The sequence below is a fragment of the Zhouia amylolytica AD3 genome, assembly GCF_000511935.2.
GTDB lineage: Bacteria > Bacteroidota > Bacteroidia > Flavobacteriales > Flavobacteriaceae > Zhouia > Zhouia amylolytica.
The window spans coordinates 279,310-302,578 of record NZ_AYXY01000026.1 but is presented as its reverse complement, the minus strand read 5'-3'; the positions used below and the strand labels follow the sequence as shown (position 1 = coordinate 302,578).

Annotated in this window: 20 protein-coding genes; 9 read left to right on the top strand and 11 right to left on the bottom strand. The window is 37.5% G+C overall.

Features of this window, described 5'->3' with window-relative positions; genetic code table 11:
• Positions 1-7 precede the first annotated feature (7 nt).
• Positions 8-943, bottom strand: coding sequence for an alkaline phosphatase family protein (locus P278_RS14910; protein WP_038268598.1), 936 nt, complete (start codon positions 941-943; stop codon positions 8-10).
• Positions 944-1,019: 76 nt separating this feature from the next.
• Entirely contained in the window at positions 1,020-2,318 is a 1,299-nt protein-coding gene (locus P278_RS14905; RefSeq protein WP_235444302.1) for a DUF5690 family protein, read from the bottom strand.
• A gap of 144 nt (positions 2,319-2,462) precedes the next feature.
• Between P278_RS14905 and P278_RS14900 the strand changes: the two genes are divergently transcribed.
• The 3 genes from P278_RS14900 to P278_RS14890 are packed head-to-tail and all read left to right on the top strand — an operon-like array spanning position 2,463 to position 4,749.
• Positions 2,463-3,044 carry a helix-turn-helix domain-containing protein gene (locus tag P278_RS14900; RefSeq protein ID WP_038268597.1) on the top strand — a complete coding sequence of 194 codons (582 nt, stop codon included), beginning with the start codon at positions 2,463-2,465 and terminating at the stop codon, positions 3,042-3,044.
• A gap of 14 nt (positions 3,045-3,058) precedes the next feature.
• On the top strand, positions 3,059-4,132 hold the full coding sequence (locus P278_RS14895) for a zinc-binding dehydrogenase (RefSeq protein ID WP_038268594.1): 1,074 nt from the start codon (positions 3,059-3,061) through the stop codon (positions 4,130-4,132).
• An 8-nt stretch (positions 4,133-4,140) separates the two neighbouring features.
• Positions 4,141-4,749: a hypothetical protein gene (locus P278_RS14890; protein WP_051413605.1), complete on the top strand. Its 609-nt coding sequence runs from the start codon at positions 4,141-4,143 to the stop codon at positions 4,747-4,749.
• Positions 4,750-4,782: 33 nt separating this feature from the next.
• Here P278_RS14890 and P278_RS14885 read toward each other — a convergent pair whose 3' ends face one another.
• Entirely contained in the window at positions 4,783-6,126 is a 1,344-nt protein-coding gene (locus P278_RS14885) for a deoxyguanosinetriphosphate triphosphohydrolase (RefSeq protein WP_038268593.1), read from the bottom strand.
• 361 nt (positions 6,127-6,487) lie between these two features.
• On the opposite strand from P278_RS14885, the gene P278_RS14880 reads away from it, so the two are divergent.
• Complete coding sequence (locus P278_RS14880; protein ID WP_038268591.1) at positions 6,488-7,690, top strand: porin; 1,203 nt, start codon at positions 6,488-6,490, stop codon at positions 7,688-7,690.
• Between the two features lie 59 nt (positions 7,691-7,749).
• Positions 7,750-10,035, top strand: coding sequence for an inorganic phosphate transporter (locus tag P278_RS14875; protein ID WP_038268589.1), 2,286 nt, complete (start codon positions 7,750-7,752; stop codon positions 10,033-10,035).
• A 41-nt stretch (positions 10,036-10,076) separates the two neighbouring features.
• On the opposite strand, the gene P278_RS16525 is transcribed toward P278_RS14875, so the two are convergent.
• The 5 genes from P278_RS16525 to P278_RS14855 form a co-directional block, all read right to left on the bottom strand.
• On the bottom strand, positions 10,077-10,259 hold the full coding sequence (locus tag P278_RS16525) for a hypothetical protein (protein WP_152973947.1): 183 nt from the start codon (positions 10,257-10,259) through the stop codon (positions 10,077-10,079).
• Between the two features lie 385 nt (positions 10,260-10,644).
• Positions 10,645-13,071: a ribonucleoside-diphosphate reductase subunit alpha gene (locus tag P278_RS14870; protein WP_038268587.1), complete on the bottom strand. Its 2,427-nt coding sequence runs from the start codon at positions 13,069-13,071 to the stop codon at positions 10,645-10,647.
• A 117-nt stretch (positions 13,072-13,188) separates the two neighbouring features.
• Complete coding sequence (locus P278_RS14865; protein ID WP_038268586.1) at positions 13,189-14,169, bottom strand: ribonucleotide-diphosphate reductase subunit beta; 981 nt, start codon at positions 14,167-14,169, stop codon at positions 13,189-13,191.
• Between the two features lie 302 nt (positions 14,170-14,471).
• Positions 14,472-15,452, bottom strand: a complete 981-nt coding sequence (locus tag P278_RS14860; protein ID WP_051413604.1) for a hypothetical protein — start codon at positions 15,450-15,452, stop codon at positions 14,472-14,474.
• 137 nt (positions 15,453-15,589) lie between these two features.
• Positions 15,590-16,153: a DUF3109 family protein gene (locus P278_RS14855; RefSeq protein WP_038268584.1), complete on the bottom strand. Its 564-nt coding sequence runs from the start codon at positions 16,151-16,153 to the stop codon at positions 15,590-15,592.
• Between the two features lie 131 nt (positions 16,154-16,284).
• On the opposite strand from P278_RS14855, the gene P278_RS14850 reads away from it, so the two are divergent.
• The 3 genes from P278_RS14850 (at position 16,285) to P278_RS14840 (ending at position 17,766) form a co-directional block, all read left to right on the top strand.
• A complete protein-coding gene (locus P278_RS14850; RefSeq protein ID WP_038268583.1) occupies positions 16,285-16,857 on the top strand; it encodes a MarC family protein in 573 nt (190 codons plus the stop codon).
• A 100-nt stretch (positions 16,858-16,957) separates the two neighbouring features.
• On the top strand, positions 16,958-17,161 hold the full coding sequence (locus P278_RS14845; protein WP_038268582.1) for a hypothetical protein: 204 nt from the start codon (positions 16,958-16,960) through the stop codon (positions 17,159-17,161).
• A complete protein-coding gene (locus P278_RS14840) occupies positions 17,161-17,766 on the top strand; it encodes an FAD-dependent oxidoreductase (protein WP_038268580.1) in 606 nt (201 codons plus the stop codon). Before P278_RS14845 ends, P278_RS14840 begins: the two co-directional genes overlap by 1 nt.
• Positions 17,767-17,774: 8 nt before the next feature.
• Here the strand turns inward: P278_RS14840 and P278_RS14835 are convergent, their stop codons facing one another.
• The 3 genes from P278_RS14835 to P278_RS14825 all read right to left on the bottom strand — a co-directional run bounded on the left by P278_RS14835 (position 17,775) and on the right by P278_RS14825 (position 20,549).
• Positions 17,775-19,391, bottom strand: coding sequence for a S41 family peptidase (locus tag P278_RS14835; RefSeq protein ID WP_038268578.1), 1,617 nt, complete (start codon positions 19,389-19,391; stop codon positions 17,775-17,777).
• The gene (locus P278_RS14830; protein ID WP_038268576.1) at positions 19,391-19,825 is read right to left on the bottom strand and encodes a deoxycytidylate deaminase; all 435 of its coding nucleotides are present in this window, start codon (positions 19,823-19,825) and stop codon (positions 19,391-19,393) included. Before P278_RS14830 ends, P278_RS14835 begins: the two co-directional genes overlap by 1 nt.
• A 139-nt stretch (positions 19,826-19,964) precedes the next feature.
• Positions 19,965-20,549: a HupE/UreJ family protein gene (locus P278_RS14825; RefSeq protein WP_038268574.1), complete on the bottom strand. Its 585-nt coding sequence runs from the start codon at positions 20,547-20,549 to the stop codon at positions 19,965-19,967.
• A gap of 316 nt (positions 20,550-20,865) precedes the next feature.
• Here P278_RS14825 and P278_RS14820 point away from each other — a divergent pair, with 316 nt between their 5' ends.
• A complete protein-coding gene (locus P278_RS14820; protein ID WP_038268571.1) occupies positions 20,866-23,244 on the top strand; it encodes a TonB-dependent receptor in 2,379 nt (792 codons plus the stop codon).
• Positions 23,245-23,269: the final 25 nt, after the last annotated feature.

Sequence of the window (23,269 nt, the reverse complement as noted above, 5' to 3'; positions counted from 1 at the left end):
CGATCTATTATTTCTTAATTACTCCTGACGGAACTTGTCCTACCCACGATTTTGGGGTGTTATCACAATTAAATAATTCTGCAATTACAGCGGCCGTATTCGTATTATTATTTGGCGACTGAAAGGTTGCTGAGCTGTTAATTTGGGGTCCAACAATAGCCCATGGTACAGTCATCTCCACTTCACTCACGCCACCGTGGCCATTACCTTTACCACCATGGTCTGTAATTAATATAAAATGTGTGTCATCAAAGAGATCCTTTTCTTTCATTTGGTTCATTAGTTGTCCAATGGCAACATCGGCTTCTTCGATTGCCTTTATATATTCAGGAGACATCCATTTATGTTTATGTCCGGCATGATCGGTATGTACTGAATACAAAAATATTAAAGTAGGATCGTTTTTATGTTTCTCTGCAAACCGGACAGCATATTCATAATTTTCGTGATAGGCATCATCCTCCAGGAAATTAACCTCATCCAGGTATCGTTGATTGATAGGGTTAATTAGATTGCCCCAATTATAATAATAAGCCGTTTTAATCTCAGGCACCTGTTCCTTCAGCACTTTAAAAATAGAAGGGTAATAGCCATCTTCATCTTGTTCGACCGGAGGGATATTATTTTTTTCAATAGTCCACCCATTACCATCTACACCGTGTTGTTCTGGCCCTCCTGAAGTTAAATGGCTGGTCCAGTTAGGCAAGGTTACGGATGGCATTACGGTTCTGGTAGTAAAAGATATCATACCATTACTAAAAAGTTTATCCAGATTTGGATGTTTAGCTGTTTTATAACCCGCTACACTGATTCCATCCAGTCCGAGAATGATGACACGTTTTGCCACGGGCTTCTTATCCTGTTTTGACACCGATTGAGTACTATTACAACTTATTGTAACAGCTAGCAAAAGCACTAAAATCCAACGTATATTTTTTACCATAACTAAAATAACTTTACAAATATTAAAAACACAAAGTAAAGAAAAAGTAATAAATAAAGCTATAAGAAATTAATTGTTACAGTTCCCTTGGCAGCTCACCAAACACTTTTTCAGGACTTTTGGCAATATTAAAATACAGCATGGTTAGGGATACCAATACCAGCATACCTATAGCAGATTTTATATTAAGATTCACAAAAAACTCTACCCAAGTCTGGTTATATTCAAATACTTCTTTCAGGAGCAATACCATGACACTTCCCATATACCCAAAGGCATCTGCCGTATAGAATAAAAAGCCAATGTTCCCTTTGTATCTCAAAAATGCAATTAAACGCTCGAATATAAGGCAATGGAAAAGGATGTAAGGTAAATATATACCCACCCCGGTACTAATCATCCAGGCAACGGGAGAAATCAATGAGTTTTCAAATAGCAGGGTAGCCAACAGGACCATTAAGGATCCTAAAACGGTGAGCCACATTCCTATATTAAAAGCCAGTTTATTTTTTCTGATGATGATACCCATGGCAGTAAGTACCAGTACAATGACAGCCACAGGAATTTCGGTTAAGGTAATTAGTTCCGGTTTTTGTCCATATCCCAATTCGGCCCAAAATTCCACTACAAAGTTGTCTCTAAAATCCCGAACAATAGTTAATAACACATATACGATCACCAGTCCTGCGAATCCTACCCCATGCTTTCTTATAAATTCTTTTCTTTTAGCGCGATCCATTGGCACTCTTTCGGTTCTTTCCTTCACATCGCGATCATCCGCTTTTTTAGAATGCTTAAGCATCCAAACTGCCAATAAGAACAAGGGAAGAAAGAGCAAACCAGTTATAAAAGGCATGATGTATTCACCCACTCCATAATCCTGCATCAACACTACTCCTACAGTCTTAACCAAGCCTGTTGAAAAAATAAACGTGGTACTTAAGGCTGCTGCAAGTAATTCGGTATTTCTCCTCCCTTCAATATAGGAGAGGACCACGCCAAAAACCATCCCCAGGGGAAGTCCGTTTAGAAAAATAGCCAACACCTTCAATTGTGGCGGAACCACAGCAAAGACTCCAAGCATGGCCAAACCAAAAACTACGAGACCTATAAGCCACTTCACTCTCTTATCGGGAGCCATCTCTGAGATAATTTTAATGCCTGCAAATTTTGACAGCATATAGCCTAACACCTGACTAATCACCAACACTGTCTTTGCATCAACATCAAAACTAAGTCCTAAATCGAGGTACTGACCTGCCAAAAATGATTTACGTACCGCATACATCCCTGTATAACATAAAAATGCAGCGATCATTATCCAAGCTGAGCTCAACCAACCTGATGTCATCATTTTGCTTTTAAGTCCCTTCATTTCCTGCAATATTTGATTTTAGCACAAATGTAAACTTCATGGCTTCACCATAAATTAAGCCATTGTAAAGTAACGGTTAAATTTTCTTAATAATAAACAAATTTTCTTCTTAAGAAACTATCTTTGGTTTTTAAATTAGTAATTATGACTGAGAACAAACATATAACAATATGGATTGGAAAGAAAATCAGAGAGTTGCGGATTGCTAAAAATTGGAAACTGGGTGATCTGGCTCATTATTCTGAAGTAAGCATTCCGATGATCTCAAAAATTGAGAACGGTAGAGTATTCCCGACTTTCCCAACCCTTCTGCAAATCTTAAAAACCTTAGAGGTTGATCTTAATGAATTTTTTGAAGATGTAAATCAGGACCTCAAATTTCCCGGGCATATTTTAGTAAAAAGAGAGGATTGCAAAGAAACATCTAAAGAAGCTTCTATAGGTTTTAAGTATGAAACAGTACTCACACATTCCATAAGTAATGTTTCACTTGAAATATCGATTTTAACCCTAGATCAAAATGCGACAAGAGAGCGTGTTAGCACAGAAGGGTTTGAGTACATCTATATTATCAAAGGAGACATCACCTATAAACTAGGAGACAAAACCTTTAATTTAAAAGAAGGAGATTCTCTTTATTTTGATGGCAGACAACCCCATGTCCCTTTAAACAATCTAGACTCGGAATCTGTTTTGCTAGTCGTTTACTTTATAACCACCATTTAAGTATTATAAGCACTATGAAGGCTTCTGCAAAAATATTTAACAGACCTAATGAACCGTTTAGTGATTTTGAAGTTGAAATTCCAATTCCTTCAGCTAATGAAATAGTTGTAAAAATAACCTATACCACTATTTGTACAAGTGACTTACATACTTATTACGGCAGAAGGAAATCTCCAAGCCCGAGTATTTTAGGCCATGAAATTATAGGTAAAATAGTTAAGCATGGAGCTAACGTACATAAAGACTATAATGGTAATACACTTATTGAGGGGGATATGATAACCTGGTCTGTTTATGCCTTTAGTTCAGGAAATCCAATGGATCAAATAGGTATACCACAAAAATCTCCCGACTTATTCAAGTACGGGCATCAAACTATATTAAACGACTCTCCGTTAAGTGGGGGTTTTGCCTCTCATTGTATTTTGAGAAAAGGCACTTCGGTATTTAAACTTTCGGAAGCATTAGAGGCTTGTGAAGCAGCCCCTTTAAATTGCACTCATGCGACCATTGCCGGGGCTTTAAGGTTAGCCGGCACCTTAGAAGGCAAAAATGTATTGGTTTTCGGTGCCGGTATGTTAGGTCTTTCTGCCTGTGCAATGAGTAAAGAAAAAGGAGCTAAAAACGTATATGCGATCGACCTGGATAAAGAACGCTTAAAATCAGCCACTTCTTTCGGAGCTACGGCATCATTTCCTGCCTCTTTAAGCGATGAAGAAATCCAAGATCGGTTAAATTCTGAAAAGATTGATGTGGTAATTGACACCACAGGGAATCCTAAAGCAATGGAATCTGGTATTAATTTATTAACTTTAGGAGGTATCGCCGTATGGGTGGGTGCCGTATATAGTACACCTAAAACACAAATTAATGCAGAAACAGTAGTGAGAAAAATTTTGACGATTAAAGGATTACACAATTACACTCCAGATGATCTTGCCTTTGCTATAGATTTTCTTAACTCCTGCCATCAAAAGTATCCTTTTAAGGAATTAGTAGGGCAGGAATTTTCACTAAACGAACTTGACGATGCATTTGAAACTGCTCAAAGCGGCACTTATTACAGAGTTGGTATAAATCAAAATTAATTAAGACTATGAAACTGTTAAAGATTGTATTTATTTTATTAATCCTTTCATCCTGTAAGAATGACAAGAAGGAAGGACACGATATCCCTGAAGTTCAAGACACCACAAAAATTGAAACTTCTCAAGAAACCAATAAGGAGGCTGAACAGTATATTAAAAACAGTTATGACGATGCCCTTGCCAAGCGGATTGGCGAATACATAACAGATAGTATCGTAAAAAAGGATATTGACTTTTTAAATGCTACTGATCGTCGTTTTCAATTTTATACTACTGACTTAAACGGGGACCAAAACAAAGAAATATTCGTTTTGCTTAACGGCTCTTATTTTTGTGGCTCGGGAGGTTGTACAATGCTTTTACTAAATTCTGACTTGAGCGTTATCACTTCCTTTACGGTTATGACACCTCCCTTATTTATTGAAAAGCGAGAAGATAAGGATTGGGCCGTATTACTCATAAGAAGCGAAGGAGCTTTAAAAGAATTAATTCACAAGGACGGATCCTATCCCTCCAACCCTTCTATTCTACCGGATGCTCCATATGATGCTCCAAGCGGACATGCCCAAATAGCCTTTGACGATAACTTCAGCAAGGCAAAAACATATACCTTTTAAGAAAAGACAAAGGCTGCATGAATTTGCAGCCTTTTATTTTAATGAACTTCCCGTTAATTTATTAAACAACAAAACAGCGTTACCATCGGTTAAACCAGCTACAAACTGACACACAGACAGCAACATGGTATAGACCGAACCTGATTTGGTGTATTTTTCCGGAAGTAATTCCAACACTAACTTATCATAATTAGAGGCTGTACCGTTATTGGTACGAATTAAGGCATCTGAAAACGCCCCTAATAATGTATTTAATATTTTATATCCTGCGATTTCCTTATGTACTACCTCTGTACTCCTATAGATATTATTAATACTTAATTGTATAATATCATTTATTTGAGCGGTATATTTTGATTTATCCAGCAAAGCACAATCAAAAGTTCCATCTAATATACTTTCTTCATTCTCCAGAAATACGCGAGTTGCATCACTTATCAAGGTATTAATAGAAAGTGCTCTTAAGTAACTTAGTCGGTCTTCCTTAGTGGTAAGTGATTGATATTTCTTTGTATTGATGGTATCTCTCACCAGGTTAATAAGATATTCCAGCGCATATTCTTCCTGAATTAACCCCAAGTTAATACCATCCTCAAAGTCAATAATAGTATAACATATATCGTCAGCGGCTTCTACTAAAAATGCAAGGGGATGACGAGCAAAAGACAGCTCTTCTCCACCAGAGGTTTTGATTAACCCCAGATCATTCGCAACTTCACTAAACGATTCTTTTTCAGCCTGAAAAAATCCAAACTTTTTATCTGCGATATGTCTGGTAGGTTTTTTGGGTAATGATTCCTTCGGATATTTTGTGAATGCACCCAGGGTAGCATAGCTCAATCGCAAGCCTCCTGCAATTCCTTTTCTGCTCTCAGTTAATATTTTAAATCCATTCGCATTTCCTTCGAAATCTATTAAATCCTGATATTCTTTGGGTGTTAATTGCGGTTTATAGTTTTGTCCTGTGCCGTTCTTAAAAAATTCACCAATAGCTTTTTCCCCACTATGTCCGAATGGAGGGTTTCCTATATCATGAGCCAAAGCAGCTGCTGCAACTATAGCTCCGAAATCATTAAATCGGTAACCATGAACTTCACTCAAATAAGGATGCTTTTCCAATATTGCTTTTCCAACGGCTCTTCCTAAACTTCTACCTACTACTGACACTTCCAGGCTATGGGTTAACCTCGTATGAACAAAGTCTGTTTTAGATAATGGAATTACCTGAGTTTTATCTTGTAAACTTCGAAATGCCGAAGAAAATATAATACGATCGTAATCTACTTCAAATCCTAATCTCGTTTCATCTTGTTCTTTCCTTAATCGTTTATGATGGTCTCCGTAGCGTTTTAATGATAATAAATCTTCCCAGTTCATTGCAAATATTAAATAATGATGGCAATATACGCCAATTCATAAATATCATCAGAAGGGCTCTTAATTTTATATTAACATTATCGGTTAGAGTTAATAATTAGATAATATTATGGTTACGTGCATCTCAAAAATGAAAGCGATTTTTGGCATTGTCTTTTTAAGGCATTTCATTTAATCATTAGTTTTTGTCGACTTGATTTATGAAATCATCAGGGCTGCCAATTGCATTTGGCAGCCCTTTTCTTACAGTAACTCATTAATAATCTATAAATTAAACTTATATTGACTAAAGATTAATATCCAGGTAACATTAAATTAACATTGCAATCTGTTCTTTGCGGCGACAAAAACTAAGAAATAAATGAAATTAAAGACTTTAGCATTCGTGCTATGCTTTTCACTGTTTTCAGCGGTGTATGCGCAAGAGGTAAAAGCTCCTAAGTTTGGCAAAGGAATTCTAAACCTTACAGGGGAAGACAATAGTTGGAGTATGAGATTAGGCGCAAGGATTCAAATGTTATCTATATATGACTGGTCGAACGAAGATGGTCATCTTGTTAATCCGCAATCGAACATTCTAATCAGACGTGCACGTATTAAAATGGACGGATTTGCTTTTTCTCCAAAATTTAAGTACAAAATTGAGTTAGGTTTATCTAACAGAGACATTGCAGGTGCTTCAATTTACACAAGAAACACACCCCGATATATTTTAGATGCCGTTGTAAAATGGAATTTTTACGAAAACTTTACACTATGGGCAGGACAAACCAAATTACCGGGTAATGTTGAACGTGTAATTTCGTCGGCCAACCTACAAATGGTGGATCGATCTATCTTAAACTCCACCTTCAATATTGATCGTGACATGGGGATACAGCTAAGACATCATACCAACCTCGGTGAGAATTTCATCATGAGAGAGATTGTCTCTGTTGCACAAGGTGAAGGCAGGAATGTGGTAACAGGTAATATTGGAGGTTATCAATATACAGGGAGGCTTGAATTATTACCTTTTGGATTGTTCGAGAATAAAGGAGATTATACCGGAGGTGATTTGAGCAGAGAGAAGACCCCTAAGTTAATGATCGCAGCTTCTTACGATTACAACAATAATGCTGTAAAAACACGAAGTAACCAAGGATCTTATATGGAGACAGACAACGGTCTTTACGAAACAAATATCACCACTTTCTTTGCAGATTTAATGTTTAAATACAAGGGTTTTTCAGTAATGGCTGAATATGCTGACAGGAATGCTGACGATCCTTTTGCAAGAAATTCAGATGGTTCACTCACCGGAGATGTTGTTCAAATCGGAAATGGTTTTAACCTTCAAGGGGGCTATTTATTTAAAAACAACTGGGAGGTTTCAACGAGATATTCAAATGTTGAATTGGATCAGGCGGTAACAGGAAAAGAAGAGCAAAACCAATATACACTTGGACTTTCCAAGTATATTGTAGGACACAAGTTAAAGGTTCAAACCGATATTAGTTATATGGACATCGCAAACGTTAACGACCAGTTGATGTGGCGATTACAATTGGACGTACATTTTTAAATTAAAAACAATTCGTGTTCAGAGAATTTAAACTAACTTGAGCACATTTATTAGTAATTATGGAAAACATTTATTTGTTAATGATCGTTGCCCTGGCTGTGCTCGCAGTAGCCGATTTAATTGTTGGGGTTAGTAATGATGCTGTTAACTTTTTAAACTCTGCAATCGGTTCGAAAGCCATATCTTTCAAAACCATTATGATTGTGGCCAGCATCGGGATTTTTGTAGGTGCCGTTTTCTCGAGCGGGATGATGGAAGTTGCCCGAAAAGGGATTTTTGTACCTGAACATTTCATGTTTAATGAGATCATGATCATTTTTATGGCGGTAATGATCACGGACATTCTCTTACTTGATTTTTTCAACACACTTGGGATGCCTACATCTACTACTGTTTCTATTGTATTTGAATTGTTAGGGGCTGCGGTTGTTATGGCTCTTATCAAGGTCTCAACTTCAGAAACGGAAACTTTAGCAGATATTTCGAAGTACATCAATTCAGATAAAGCCTTAATGATCATCTCGGGAATTTTGCTCTCAGTAGTCATTGCTTTTACCATTGGTGCTCTTGTACAATATATATCTCGTCTTATCTTTTCATTTCACTATAATGAAAAGATGAAGAAATTCGGATTCCTTTTCGGAGGTGCTGCATTAACTGCTATTACTTATTTCATCTTCATGAAAGGTCTTAAAGGAACTCCTTATTATTCTGACTTAAAAGGCATCCTAGAAGGGAATGAATTAATGATAATCGCGGGGAGTCTTGTCGTATGGTCTTTGTTCTCCTTTATTTATATGAACATCATCAAAAAGAATATCCTGGTACTTGTTATTATCATCGGTACTTTTGGATTGGCATTAGCTTTTTCAGGGAATGACCTGGTAAACTTTATTGGTGTTCCAATGGCAGCCTACCATTCGTATGAAGCCTGGTCGGCATCTGGAATGGATGCTACCGCCTATTCTATGGGTGCTCTTTCAAAAAAGGTTCCTACAGAGCCTCTACTATTATTTTTAGCGGGAGGTGTTATGGTACTGACTTTATGGTTTTCCAAGAAGGCTAAACGTGTTACAGAGACTGAGATCGGATTGTCAAGACAAGATGAAGGACAAGAAAAATTTCAACCGAATTTACTTTCAAGAACAATTGTAAGAGGTGCTACCAAAGCCAGTAAAGCACTTTCACATTTATTACCAGAGAAAACAAGAAAGAAAGTTGAAAAACAATTCGAAAAGCCTGTCATTAATGTAAGAAAAGACAAGAACTACGAATTACCGGCGTTTGACCTTATTCGTGCATCTGTAAACCTAATGATTGCTGGGGTTCTTATTTCAATAGCAACCTCACTTAAGCTACCTTTATCTACCACTTATGTAACCTTTATGGTAGCTATGGGTACTTCATTAGCGGATCGTGCATGGGGTAGAGAAAGCGCTGTATATCGTGTAGCGGGAGTATTTAATGTAATCGGTGGATGGTTCTTCACAGCTATTTCAGCCTTTGTAGCTGCTGCTACCATGGCATACATTATTTACATTGGGGGACCTGCAGCTATTGCTATATTACTATTCTTTGCCATAGTGTTATTGGTTAGAAACTACATCAATTACAAGAAAACATCCAAAGAGCTCAAAGCTGAAGACAGCCTTAAGAAGTCTGAAAGCAGTTCTATTCAAGGTGTTATTGAAGAGAGTGCAGACAACATAGCAGCTGTTGCAAAAAGAAGTAACAAAATCTTTAGCTCTGCCATTACCGGACTTTCAAAAGAAGACCTTAAGGAATTGAAAAAATGTAAAAAGGGTATTGCTAAACTTTCCTCAGAGGTTGATGAATTAAGAGACAATATATTTTATTTCATTAAAAACCTTGACGAATCTAGCGTTGGAGCAAGTAATTTTTACATCAATGCAGTTGGTTATTTACAAGACATGACGCAATCGCTTGAATACATTGGGAAGACCAATTACAAGCACGTCAACAACAACCATAAAAAATTGAAATTCAATCAGATCAAAGATCTTTTAGAAATTCAAAAACACATGGGTGATCTTTTCAAGAAGATCGAAATGACTTTCGATGACCGATCATTTGAGAACATTGAACAAATTCTTGATAATGAAAAGTCACTACTAGAAAATGTATCTGATAAAATACAGAAACAGGTGTCAAGAACTCGTACAGAGGAATCGAGCCCTAAGAACACTACCCTGTATTTTGGACTACTCATGGAGACCAAAGATTTAATCAATGCTGTAATGGACTTACTCGAACTTTATTATAAAGAATACGACAGTTCTGTTCCGGCACCTAGCTTAGAAGAAATACCAGAAGAAGACCAATAGATCAATAGAAAAGCCCCAAAATGGGGCTTTTTTTTTACAATTCACCTTCCAATACCAGCCTCTATCTGATTGAACTCTCCAAACAGTCTTTTTTTCTTTTCAAACTCATAGACATCCACGACATAGGTTTTGGACAGGGCATCATACCACCCTCTGGCCCCCATAAGGAATGAGCGTACATTAAAAGGAATTAACCTAGAGGCTGATCTCGTAAAAGTTCCCATAAGAGATAGGGTATTTCCATACGGGTCCACTACTTTAGTCTTCGTAATAAACTTACCAATACTGCGTCTCCTTTAAAAATCACCTCACTAAGAAAGTAGAGCAAAGCAAACAACACACTTGTAATAAGCATATCCAAATAAGGGTTAATATTTGCCAACCTATTCGCTAAGACACCTGGTTCGCCACCTATCAAGGCCAGAACAACCCCCAAAACAATAGACAGAACGCGATTTGGTCGATTATATAATTGAAAAGACGATTACCCCTGCTTGTTTAGATATCTTCTGTTACCTTAAATTGCTCACTCATAAAAACAGATGTATAAAAAAGCCCCTCTGGAGGGGCTCTTCAAAATTAAGGTTAAGTCTAATGGATATCTAATCTTTAAGAACCACACATCAGGCAATCATCATCTTCATTATCGCGTGATTGCGCTAACATAGCTCTTAATTCTTCCGGATCCATAGGCTCTATTTCAACAGCCTGAGGATCCACTTCATTCTGTGCTACAGTAGCAGCTGCAACAACAGGTTCTGATTTCTTTGTATTATCTAAAGTAAATTTAATTGCATCAACAGCAGACTTAGTTCTCAGGTAATACATTCCGGTTTTTAAACCACTTTTCCAAGCGTAGAAATGCATCGAGGTTAATTTAGCAAAGGTTGCACCTTCCATAAATAAATTAAGAGACTGAGACTGGTCTATAAAGTAACTTCTTTGTCTGGCCATGTCTATGATATCTTTCATACTCATTTCCCATACCGTCTTGTAAAGTTCTTTTATTTCCTGTGGTATAATATCAATATGCTGAATTGAGCCATTTGCTCTCATCAACTCCTGCTTGAGTTGTTCATTCCACAAACCTAGTTTAACTAAATCTTCTAAGAGGTGTTTATTTACAACTATAAACTCTCCGGAAAGTACACGACGCGTATATATGTTTGATGTATAAGGTTCAAAGCATTCATTATTTCCAAGGATCTGAGAGGTAGATGCTGTCGGCATCGGAGCCACTAATAATGAATTTCTCACTCCGTGCTTTTTAACATCTTTACGTAGTTTATTCCAATCCCATCTTCCGCTAAGTTCTTCATCTTTTACACCCCACATATTATGTTGGAATTCTCCCTGGGAAATCGGAGAGCCTTCATAGGTTGAATAGGCTCCTTCTTCTTTCGCCATTTCCATTGAAGCGGTAACTGCTGCAAAGTACATGGTTTCGAATATCTCCTGATTCAACTTTTTAGCCTCGTCGCTGGTGAAAGGGAGTCTTAACATAATAAAGGCATCTGCCAGTCCCTGCACCCCAAGCCCTACAGGTCGGTGACGCATATTAGAGTTTTCTGCCTCTTTAACGGGATAGTAATTACGGTCAATCACCTTGTTCAGGTTCTTTGTAACTCTTTTTGTAACCTTAAACAACTCTTTATGATCAAAATCTCCGTTCTTAACAAACATTGGCAGCGCTATTGATGCCAAATTACAAACCGCTACTTCATCAGGAGATGTGTACTCCATAATTTCCGTACACAAGTTTGACGAGCGTATTACTCCGAGATTCTTTTGATTTGATTTTCTGTTAACAGAATCTTTATACAACATATAAGGGGTACCGGTTTCGATTTGAGACTCTAGTATCTTTTCCCAAAGATCTCTCGCTTTCACGGTTTTACGTCCTTTACTTTCGCTTTCGTATTTGGTATATAATTTTTCAAACTCCTCTCCATAGGTGTCACATAAGTCGGGACATTCATTAGGACACATAAGGGTCCATTCAGCATTTTCTTCTACACGCTTCATGAACAAATCAGGAATCCACATTGCATAGAATAAATCACGTGCACGCATTTCCTCCTTACCATGATTCTTTTTAAGATCTAAGAAGTCGTTAATATCTGCATGCCACGGTTCAACATAGATCGCAAAAGACCCTTTTCTTTTACCTCCACCCTGGTCTACATAGCGCGCAGTATCATTGAAGACTCTTAGCATTGGTACAATACCATTAGATGTACCATTTGTACCTGCAATATAACTACCTGTGGCACGTACATTATGGATAGAAAGTCCGATTCCTCCGGCAGATTGAGAAATCTTAGCTGTTTGCTTTAAGGTATCGTATATACCATCAATACTATCATCCTTCATGGTCAGCAAGAAACATGAAGACATTTGAGGTTTAGGTGTACCTGAGTTGAATAATGTTGGTGTAGCGTGCGTAAAGTATTTTTTCGACATCAACTCATACGTTTCAATTGCACTATCGATATCGTTCAGGTGAATCCCTACAGAGACTCTCATTAGCATATGTTGAGGACGTTCGGCTACTTTTCCGTTTATTTTAAGAAGGTACGAACGTTCTAATGTTTTAAAACCAAAATAGTCATAACCAAAATCGCGATTGTATATAATGGTCGAATCTAGCTTATCGGCATTGTCGACAATGACCTTATAAACATCATCTGCAATCAGGGGAGCTTTTTTACCTGTACGAGGATTCACATACTCATACAAATCGGTCATTGTTTCCGAAAATGACTTCTTTGTATTTTTATGCAGGTTGGACACTGATATTCTAGCCGCCAATTTAGCATAATCAGGGTGTGTAGTGGTTAATGTTGCAGCGATTTCTGCCGCAAGGTTATCTAATTCCGAAGTAGTCACCCCGTCATATAAGCCTTCTATAACTCTCATGGCTACTTTTACAGGGTCTACCAGTGGATTCAGACCATAACATAATTTTCGAACTCGGGCCGTTATTTTATCGAACATAATCGGCTCTTTTCTTCCGTCTCTTTTGACTACAAACATACGCTACACTATTTAAGGTTAAAGACTATTTGTCCAGGCCAAAGAATGCACTTCTTCAGCTTATATTATATTTTTCAAGAGGTTTATATTAAACCCCGGTGGTTAAAACTTTAGTTATTAAAAATCGGCGTCGAAACTAATTTTTTGAGAATCTTCATCTTTATTAAGCACTCCTGCCTTTTGATATTCTGAAACTCTTTTCTCAAAGAAATTGGTTTTCCCCTGAAGAGATATCATATCCATAAAATCAAAAGGATTGGTAGCATTGTATACCTTTTCGCATCCCAACTCAACTAACAATCTGTCTGTAACAAATTCGAGGTATTGGGTCATTAATTTAGCATTCATCCCAATCAAACTTACCGGCAACGATTCGGTAATAAACTCACGCTCGATATCAAGTGCGTCAATGATAATTTCTTTAATTCTATCTTTAGGGACTTTATTAATCAAGTGGTTATTATGTAGGTGAACTGCGAAGTCACAGTGCATCCCTTCATCTCTTGAAATTAATTCATTAGAAAAAGTAAGCCCCGGCATAAGACCTCTTTTCTTTAACCAGAAGATCGAGCAGAATGCCCCAGAAAAGAAAATCCCTTCTACAGCAGCAAATGCTATTAGTCTTTCTGCAAAACTCGGAGACTCAATCCATTTTAAAGCCCAGTCTGCTTTTTTCTTGATAGCCTCAAAGTTCTCTATTGCTTTAAAAAGAACATCTTTTTCTTTTTCATCCTTTACATAGGTATCAATAAGCAATGAATAGGTTTCTGAATGAATATTTTCCATCATAATCTGGAAACCATAAAAGAATTTAGCCTCTGTAAACTGTACTTCATTTACGAAATTCTCGGCCAGGTTTTCATTCACAATACCATCTGAAGCCGCAAAAAAGGCTAAGATGTGTTTTACGAAATAACGCTCATCGTCATTTAACTTATTATTCCAATCTGTTAGGTCTTGGTGTAAATCAATTTCTTCAGCGGTCCAAAAACAAGCCTCCTGTTTCTTATACCATTGCCAAATATCCTCATGTTTTATCGGGAAAAGAACAAATCTGTCTTTGTTTTCTTGTAAAATTGGTTCTACTGATGCTGACATCTATCTCGTTTTTAATGTTTTAAAAAATGGAATTTGAAGTGATTCGGGACTAACAAAGATTGCAAAACGAACCCAAAATTGAAAGCAGAAATCAAAACTTAACTTTAAAAGTTTTTAACAGAAATTGTTGACAAATCGCAAACCGCTGATTGCTATTGACTTTGTTAAGTAATTGTTAACCAAATGTTTAAATCGGGAAAATTCTCACGAATTAAGGTGCTAACGATGGACAAAACCTCGTTAACAGCAAGCTCTCAATGAGTTAAGACCGTTGAGAGCTCATTTATTTTTAAATAAAAACCTTATTCACTCACGGTAAAGGTTTTGAACAATCCTTTAGCCTTAGGATCCGGGACTTCAGCAATTAACCCATAGAGGCCTGGAGTAAGGGTTGCCGTAAAGAAGGCAGTACTTCCCATCGGCATTTCCTGTGACCCCCCTAAAAATATAACTCCCTGTGGGCCTGGTGAAATAAACCCATCTTTTTCGAGCCAATTCATCCAGGAATTTAAGTTATCAACAGCGTCTTCATCCTCCAATTTAACGAGATGGACATCGTGATTAACAAAATTTCCGTAGATCTTAGCATCCTTAAAAAACACTGAAAAAACATGGTCTCCGGACGAAACATCACCATCGAAAATAATGCCCTGATCAGATGACACAGTGAGGTCGACAGTAGCTTTTGGTTGTGACATGGAGCTCCACTTATCAACAACCTCAAATTGTTTTAACATTCCCATAGAGGAATGAAACTTTCCATTAGGCATCTTGACATAGCATTCAATAAGGTATGTACCAGGCTGTAAATTCACATAAGAATTTGATACTTTCCCCGGAGATATCAATCCAGATCCACCGTGAAACACCACCTCCTGATACCATGCAGGAAGGCTGTCAAAACGCTTCATCCCTGCCTCAAACCTATCAACCATAATTGAATCCATGGCATCCTGAAAGACCGGAACTATTTCTTTTTTTGCCTCCTCAATTCCAACCCCTTCGGGATATTTCTCAAGAATAAAAAAATGAGGTTCGGCGGAGGCATTCTTATATCGTAAATGCAACCATCCCGCTGGCAGTGTATCCGGCATTTGAAACTCCATGGCCGTGGTAAGGATATCAACCATACCAAACTCCATAACGGAATCTACTTTTACCTCAACCACCTCCCGGGCTGTATTGCTTTCGGATTTTTTATCGTTTTTACAAGAAATTACAAGTAACACAAAAACCAACAAGATTGGCTTAAAAAACTTTAAATCCATCTTAGAAATACTCATACTTGAATTATTTTACGTATTAAACAAAACACGCATAAGTATGCCAACATGAAAGCCATGATAATAAAGATGTAAGGGATATGCCTCCCTAATATATCATTTAATTCTTTAACTTTAAAATATGTGATCTATTATTCCTACAATTGCTTGGCAACCGACTCCAATTCCTTGTACCAATCAGCTCCAAACTTCCTAATCAAGGCGTCTTTTACAAATTTATAAACCGGAACCTGTAGTTCTTTACCCAAGCTACATGCGTCGTCACAAATATGCCATTTATGATAGTTAACTGCAGCAAATTCCGAGTATTGTTTTACACGTACGGGATACAATTCACATGAAACGGGTTTTTTCCAATCTACCACTCCATCTCTATGTGCCTGTTCTATACCGCACATTGCTACACCCTTTTCATCGAAAGTAACATAAACGCACTCTGCTCCATTTACCAACGGAGTTTCCCATTCGCCATCAAGTCCTTTAACAAAGGTGCCCTGTTCTTCTATCACAGCTATACTCTCGGGTCTGAGATAAGGCTTTACCTTATCATAAATATCCTTCAGAATACCTGTCTCTTCATCTTCAAGTGGTGCACCTGCTTCTCCTTCAACACAACAAGCTCCCTTACAAGCTGAAATGTTACAAACAAAATCATTTTCAATGATCTCCTCCGATACTATAGTCTTTCCTAATTGAAACATGCGGCAAAGATACTTTTTAAGAAGTGGCTCATCAATAAAATTTTATTAAAAATTTAGTTTTTTTGTAATTGAAATACGAAAGTTAATATTAGCTTTGCACGCTCATTTTTAAACGCTTACAAGTTATTGTCATGAATTTTAATGTGAAAGAAATATTTACGTCTAGCATGATTCTTTTTGCGGTAATCGATATTGTCGGAAGCATACCTATCATTATCGATCTACGCAATAAGGTAGGTCACATTCAATCCGAGAAAGCCTCTGTTGTTGCAGCCTTAATAATGGTAGCTTTTCTGTTTATCGGGGAAGAAATCTTAAACCTTATTGGTATTGATGTAAATTCGTTTGCCGTTGCCGGTTCATTTATATTATTCTTTTTAGCTATTGAAATGATTCTGGGGATTACCTTGTATAAAGATGATGCCCCTGAAACAGCATCCATTGTACCTTTAGCTTTCCCTTTGATTGCGGGAGCAGGTACCTTAACTTCAATTTTATCTTTAAGAGCTGAATATCATGTTGAAAATATTGCCGCTGGAATTATTATCAATATCATATTTGTGTACATCGTTCTTAAATCCTCTAAAAAGTTAAGTCGCATTCTAGGACAATCAGGATTAGCTGTAATCCGTAAGGTATTCGGTGTCATTCTTTTAGCAATTGCGGTTAAGCTGTTTTCTGCTAATGTGACAGGATTATTTTAACATTTGCTGTTAAACTATTCTGAAAAGAACTGGTATTCGGCAGTGTTTTTTGTCATACATACCTTAATTCAATACCTTTGTGATGTAATTACAATCGATAATGAAAATACTTATTTCCATATTAATTCTTTTAGCTGTAGCCCTTATAGCTTACAATGTAACCCTGATTGACTTTAGCGAACCGTTTAAAGGAGACAGCGTAGTGGCTATCATAGGTGTTGTTGCTTCCATATGTGCTATACTTTTATTGACGATATTCACATTATCTAAGAAAATCCAAGATAAAATTAAAGACAATCATTAATGTTCGACGTATTAGTGATCGGTGGCGGAGTAGCCGGAATGCAATGTGCTTTGATATTAGGCTCTGCCAAGAGCAAAGAATTTGCGAAAGACAAAAAAATTGGGATTATAGCACACCAAAAAGCATCGCATTTACAGTCTGCTGAGCTGAATAATGCTATTGGAATAGCACCGGGAACGAGCGGATTAGACCTTCTAAATGCGAGCAAGAAACACCTGGCTGACCTTTATCCTCATGTCCTTCAAATCGAAAATGAAAAAGTTCTAAAAGTAGAAAAGGACCTCAATCACTTTACAATATTTACCAATAAAAACCGGTATACATCCAAATTGATCGTAGTAGCTCTTGGTTATACAAATTTTTTCAATATTGAGGGATTAAATCAGTATCTCGAACCTCACGAGTTATCAAATCGGGAAAAAGAGCGCGTACAATTAAAAAATACCAATCATCTTGTAGCGGAAGGAATTTATGTAGCCGGAACGTTAGCGGGGTGGCGAAGTCAATTTGCTATAGCTGCGGGAAGTGGGGCACAAGTAGCTACCGACATCCTGACCTTGTGGAATAACGGAAAACATGCTCACGTTCACGATAAGCTTGTCTAAGCACCTTCCTACTCTTCTTGATTTACATCTTCCGAATCGCTGTTTGAAAGCTCAATAACTTTCTTTAGCATATGATCATCTTGATTGAGAATCTGTTCCTTAATATTCGGACCGTATAATTGTTCTGCAATAGCCGCTTTAATATATTTTTTCATCGCTTTTTTGTAAGGGTTCAAATCAATATTCAAACCTCGATCGTTACGAGAATAATTAATAAAGTCTTCTACAGTCTGATCAGTAATTACCACTTCATCAATAAAACTATCAGCATCGTAATCACTGTATGCATTGCGATCTTTATCCAATAATTCAAATGCAAAAAAAGAAGTGAAGTCCGATTTCAAAAGCACATCAAGTGACTCATCTTTATAGGTGCCGTTTATAGGAACGAAAACATCCGGGATAATCCCTCCACCACCGTAAACAATTTTTCCTTTAGGGGTTTTAAAGATTAAGGAGTCAGCAACTTTGATACTATCCTGGTTTTTTAATTCACCATTGCGATAACGTTCATAGAAATTATCATAATAATCTTTAGTTCCATTTTCATATGAACGTTGAATAGAACGACCGGTAGGGGTATAGTATCGAGAAACCGTTAAACGTACTGAAGACCCGTCTCCCAGCCCCATTTCTCTTTGTACCAATCCTTTTCCAAAACTTCTTCTACCGACGATGGTTCCCTTATCATTATCTTGTAATGCCCCGGCAACAATCTCACTGGCAGAAGCCGACTTTTCATTAATTAACACATATACATGTCCATCCTCAAAGTCGCCTTTTTTAGTCGCATAACTTTTTTGAATAGCTCCGCTCTTATTTTTTGTAAATACGATTAGTTTTCTGGACTCAAGAAATTCATCTATTATTTCTTCCGCAATACCCATATACCCACCCGGATTATCTCTCAGGTCAAGGGTTAAAGCAGTCATCCCTTCTTCCAAAAGGGCGTTAAGGCCAATTTTAAATTCCTGATAGGTGCTTTCTGCAAATCGATTAATCTTGATATATCCGAGGGAATCTGAAAGCATGTAATAGGCATCCACACTTGGAAGCGGCACCTCTGCCCGTTTGATTTTAACATCTAAAAGTCCCTCTTCTCCCTTTCTGAATATTTTAAGGTTGACCGGTGTATTTCTAGCTCCCTGAAGTTTATTTATAATTTCTTCGCTTGCCAATTTTTTCCCGAACAGGGTATCACCGTTGGCAAAGAGAATACGATCTCCGGGTTTAACCCCTGCTTTGTATGAGGGTCCGCCTTTAATTGGACGAATAACCGTCAAGGAATCCTTATACATATAAAAACTAACACCCACACCCACAAAATCACCTTTCATGCTTTCGGCAGCTCTTTTAGCCTGTTCTTTTGGGATATATACAGAATGAGGGTCTAATTTATCGAGTATATTATTAACGGTAACATCCACAATGCTATCGGTATTCACCTCATCTACATACTCAAAATCAATATAATCGATCAGACGATTTAATTTATCTTTTTTTGAATTTGTAGTAAATAATTTTTCAGGGGTGTCATTAAAGTGTAATTTACCACCAATAAAAACCCCGAGTGCTAGCGCCCCCAAGATAATTACCGGCCATATATAATTCTTTCCTTTCAACATTATTCTCCTTCGATATCTGATATTTGCTCTACTTCAACGCCCGCTTTAGCAAGAAATTGTATTCCAGAGTCGTCTTTGTATTGGCTTATAAACACTACGCGGGTAATTCCGGCCTGATGAATGAGCTTACTACATTCCTTACATGGAGACAAGGTCAGGTATAAGGTAGCCCCGTTACAAGCATGGGTAGAGGAGGCAACTTTTAAAATGGCATTTGCTTCAGCATGTAATACATACCATTTTGTATACCCTTCTTCATCTTCACAAGGGTTTTCAAAACCTGTAGGGGTTCCATTGTATCCGTCGGAAATGATCATTCTTCCTTTCACAATAATGGCTCCAACTTGTTTTCTGGTACAGTGAGATAATTTGCCCCACTCAACGGCCATTCTTAAATATGCTTTGTCGTAACGTAATTGCTTTTTGTCAGTCATAAATACTGATAGAGATCAAAAAAAGCAACACCAAGGTTGCTGTAAAGTTATTTTTAACGAAGATATAAGGTTTAGCCCTTACAACCAACCAGATAGGCGTTAATTTTTACCTAATATTAATTAGATGTACGCCTTCTACTTAGTAAGGGTATGTTTCTCTCAGCATTGGTATAACAAAACCTATTACGATCGAAGAAATTATCAAGATCCAATCTCTTTTATTAAACCTGAATATGGATTGCGCTATAAAGCTAAAGATAAGCACCAATAAGACTATTATTACCTGAGCAGCTTCTACCCCAAGACCAAACTCAATTAGCGGCCATAATTTACTTTCCTGTCCTGCTATAATTTCTTTAAAATAGTTCGAGAAGCCTAAACCGTGAATGACCCCAAAAAACAAAGTGACAAAAAAGGTAACACCCAACTTCTCTTTACGGGCTCCTTTACCGGCTGTGAATAGGTTAAACAAAGCTGTCGCAAGGATGGTAACAGGGATCAAAAATTCTACCAGATCTACTCTTATACTCACAACATTATAAGAGGATAATACTAAAGCAACGGTATGACCAATGGTAAAAACAGTTACCAGCCACAATACTCTTTTCCAGTCTTTAAATGTGAAAGGCACCGTTAATGCCACTAAAAATAAAACATGATCGTATGCAGACAGGTCCAGGACGTGGGTAAGCCCTAGTTTAAAATAGAACCAAAATTGATCCATAGTAAGTTAGGTAATTTAAGTAAAATACGTGATTTATTGTTCCTCCCAAACATACGATTAATTTAATTACCAACGAAAAAAATCGAATCTAAAAAGGCAAGGAAACAAAGGTTAGACAGGATTGAATAGATCATTATTAATATTCACTCCATCAAATTTAGAGACCAATAAAACACTCTAAAAAACTTTAACACCTTACAACGGACTGACTATCAGATGTATTAATTTCTTTATTTAAAATTATTCTAAATAATGTTTTGCAAGAATGCTGGGTGATCTATATTTGCCTCGTTATTTTTAATAAATCTAAATAAACATGTTTAAAAAATTACTATTTATACTCTTATGTGTTTCATTTGCACAGGCACAAAACACCGAAATAAAAGGTCATATAATCAATAGTCATGAGTCTCCCATAGCTTATGCCACCATACAGCTACAGGGTACTAACATAGGAATTTACGCGGATGAAAATGGAAATTTCAATCTTCCCAACATCCCTGAAGGGAATCATCAAATCGTGATAAGTGCGGTAGGCTATAAAACCGTTATAGAACCTGTTATCATTGGAGCAAACGAATCTAAAAGCTTCGCTTTCACCCTTGAAGAAGACATGCAATTAGAAAAGGTAGAGGTTTTTGGCAACAGGTTCAAGCATCCCGATAAAATTGAAGCTTTAACCCGCCTACCCCTGGCACCTTACGAGCAAATTCAAAGTATTTCGATTATTTCGGACAAACTTATAGAACAACAAGGGAATTTAACCATTTCGGAAGCCACCAAAAATGTACCGGGCGTATACACTTTTGCCACCTATGGTAATCGTAGAGAAAGTATGTCGTCGAGAGGATTCAGAGGAATCCCGATTTTGAAAAACGGGGTACGTATTCATTCTGATTTCCGAGGGGTTGGTATTCTTACCGATATGCAAGGTGTTGACAACATTCAGGTTTTAAAAGGCGCTGCTTCGATTACCCAGGGAGTAGCAACGGATTTAGGGAGTCCGGGTGGTGTTATTAATATTGTTACCAAGACCCCTAAATATCAATTTGGCGGAAGCGCTTCTATGCGTGCAGGAAGCTTTGGCCTGGTACGTCCTGCTTTCGATATTTACGGTCCTATGAACGATAAGAAGAATCTAGCATTCAGACTTAACGGTTCATTAGAAAGGGCTGACAGCTATCGTAATGGCATATCGTCTGAAAGATTTTACATTAACCCTTCGATTCAATGGCGTATAAGTCCGAATACGACGTTCACTGCTGAAATGGATTATTTAGACGACAGCCGAACTCCAGACATGGGAACTGTAAACCTTGGAGAAAATGATACCAACGCCATTTACGATCTTCCTCACGATCAATTTCTCGGGTTTGAAAACGACAGAGCGGTTACCAAGAATACGACTTTTGCATTGCGTTTAGATCATCAGTTAACCGATAAATTACAATTAAAGGGCGCTTATTACACCTCCGATCTGGCCTTGAATGATAAAGCCGCGAGTCTTGGTAATTACATTTCTGACGAGAACTCAGAACCTATCTACAACCAAAGGCAAAGAGGATATTCTATTTCAGAGCGAAACGACAAGAATAGTGTCTTGCAATTCGACCTTATCGGCGACGAACTGGAAACAGGAAGCATCAAACACAGTTTTCAGGTTGGGTTTGATTACAGAACCACCTCTTATAATACTTTCAGCGAGCGAAGCAGTGTAATTGACACCATTGATATTTTCACCAATACCTCAAACAGACTACCTGATGCTATTCCTTTCGGCAGTCCGTCGGAAGCTAAAGCCTCTTCAAACTCGATCGGTGTGGTTGCGCAGGATGTTATTACCTTCAATTCATGGGTTAAAGCATTTTTAGGATTAAGATATAGCACTACAGAAACAATTGCCGATCAGGAAACCACTTCAAGTGATGCATTAAATCCATTAGTAGGTATCGTATTTTCACCTTATAAACATGTTAATGTTTTTGCTTCTTATACCAACAGTTCTTATCCACGAAGTGGGAATCGCTTAGATGTGGACGGAAATCCATTGGGTAATGAAAGATTTGATCAATTGGAGGCCGGAATTAAAACAAACTGGCTGGACAATAAATTACGTTTCAACCTTACTTTTTTCAAGATCAACAACAGAGACATCAACCTTCCGGTATATGATGAAAACTGGGTAGCTACCGGCTTTTATCAAAAAGGAGGTAATGACGAGCGAAAGGGAATTGAGGTAGAGCTTACCGGTAGAATCTTAGATAACCTTGAATTAATAACCGGGTATTCCTATATCGATGCCCAATATAAAGAGCATACTTCATTTGTTTATGGCTCAGCGCCTTTAAATACTCCAAAGCATACTTTTAATGCCTATGCTAACTACCTCTTCAAAGGTTCGTTGGAAGGCTTAAGTATTGGAGCCGGAGCTTATTATACGGGCGAGCGCCCTATTAATGACTGGAGTGCAGGTGCTGTTACTCATGAAGGAATTGTGCCGGGACAGAAGCCATTTAATGTCGCTTCTTATACGTTAGTAAATGCCCAGATCGCCTATCAAATAGATCAGCATTGGAATGTTCGATTATTAGCTAATAACCTATTTAACGAAATCGGATATAACGCATACAGAACACGATATATCAATCAGACGGACCCGAGAACTTTTGGAGGTGTATTAACCTACAGGTTTTAATAAAATTATTTGTTGTTACCGCAGG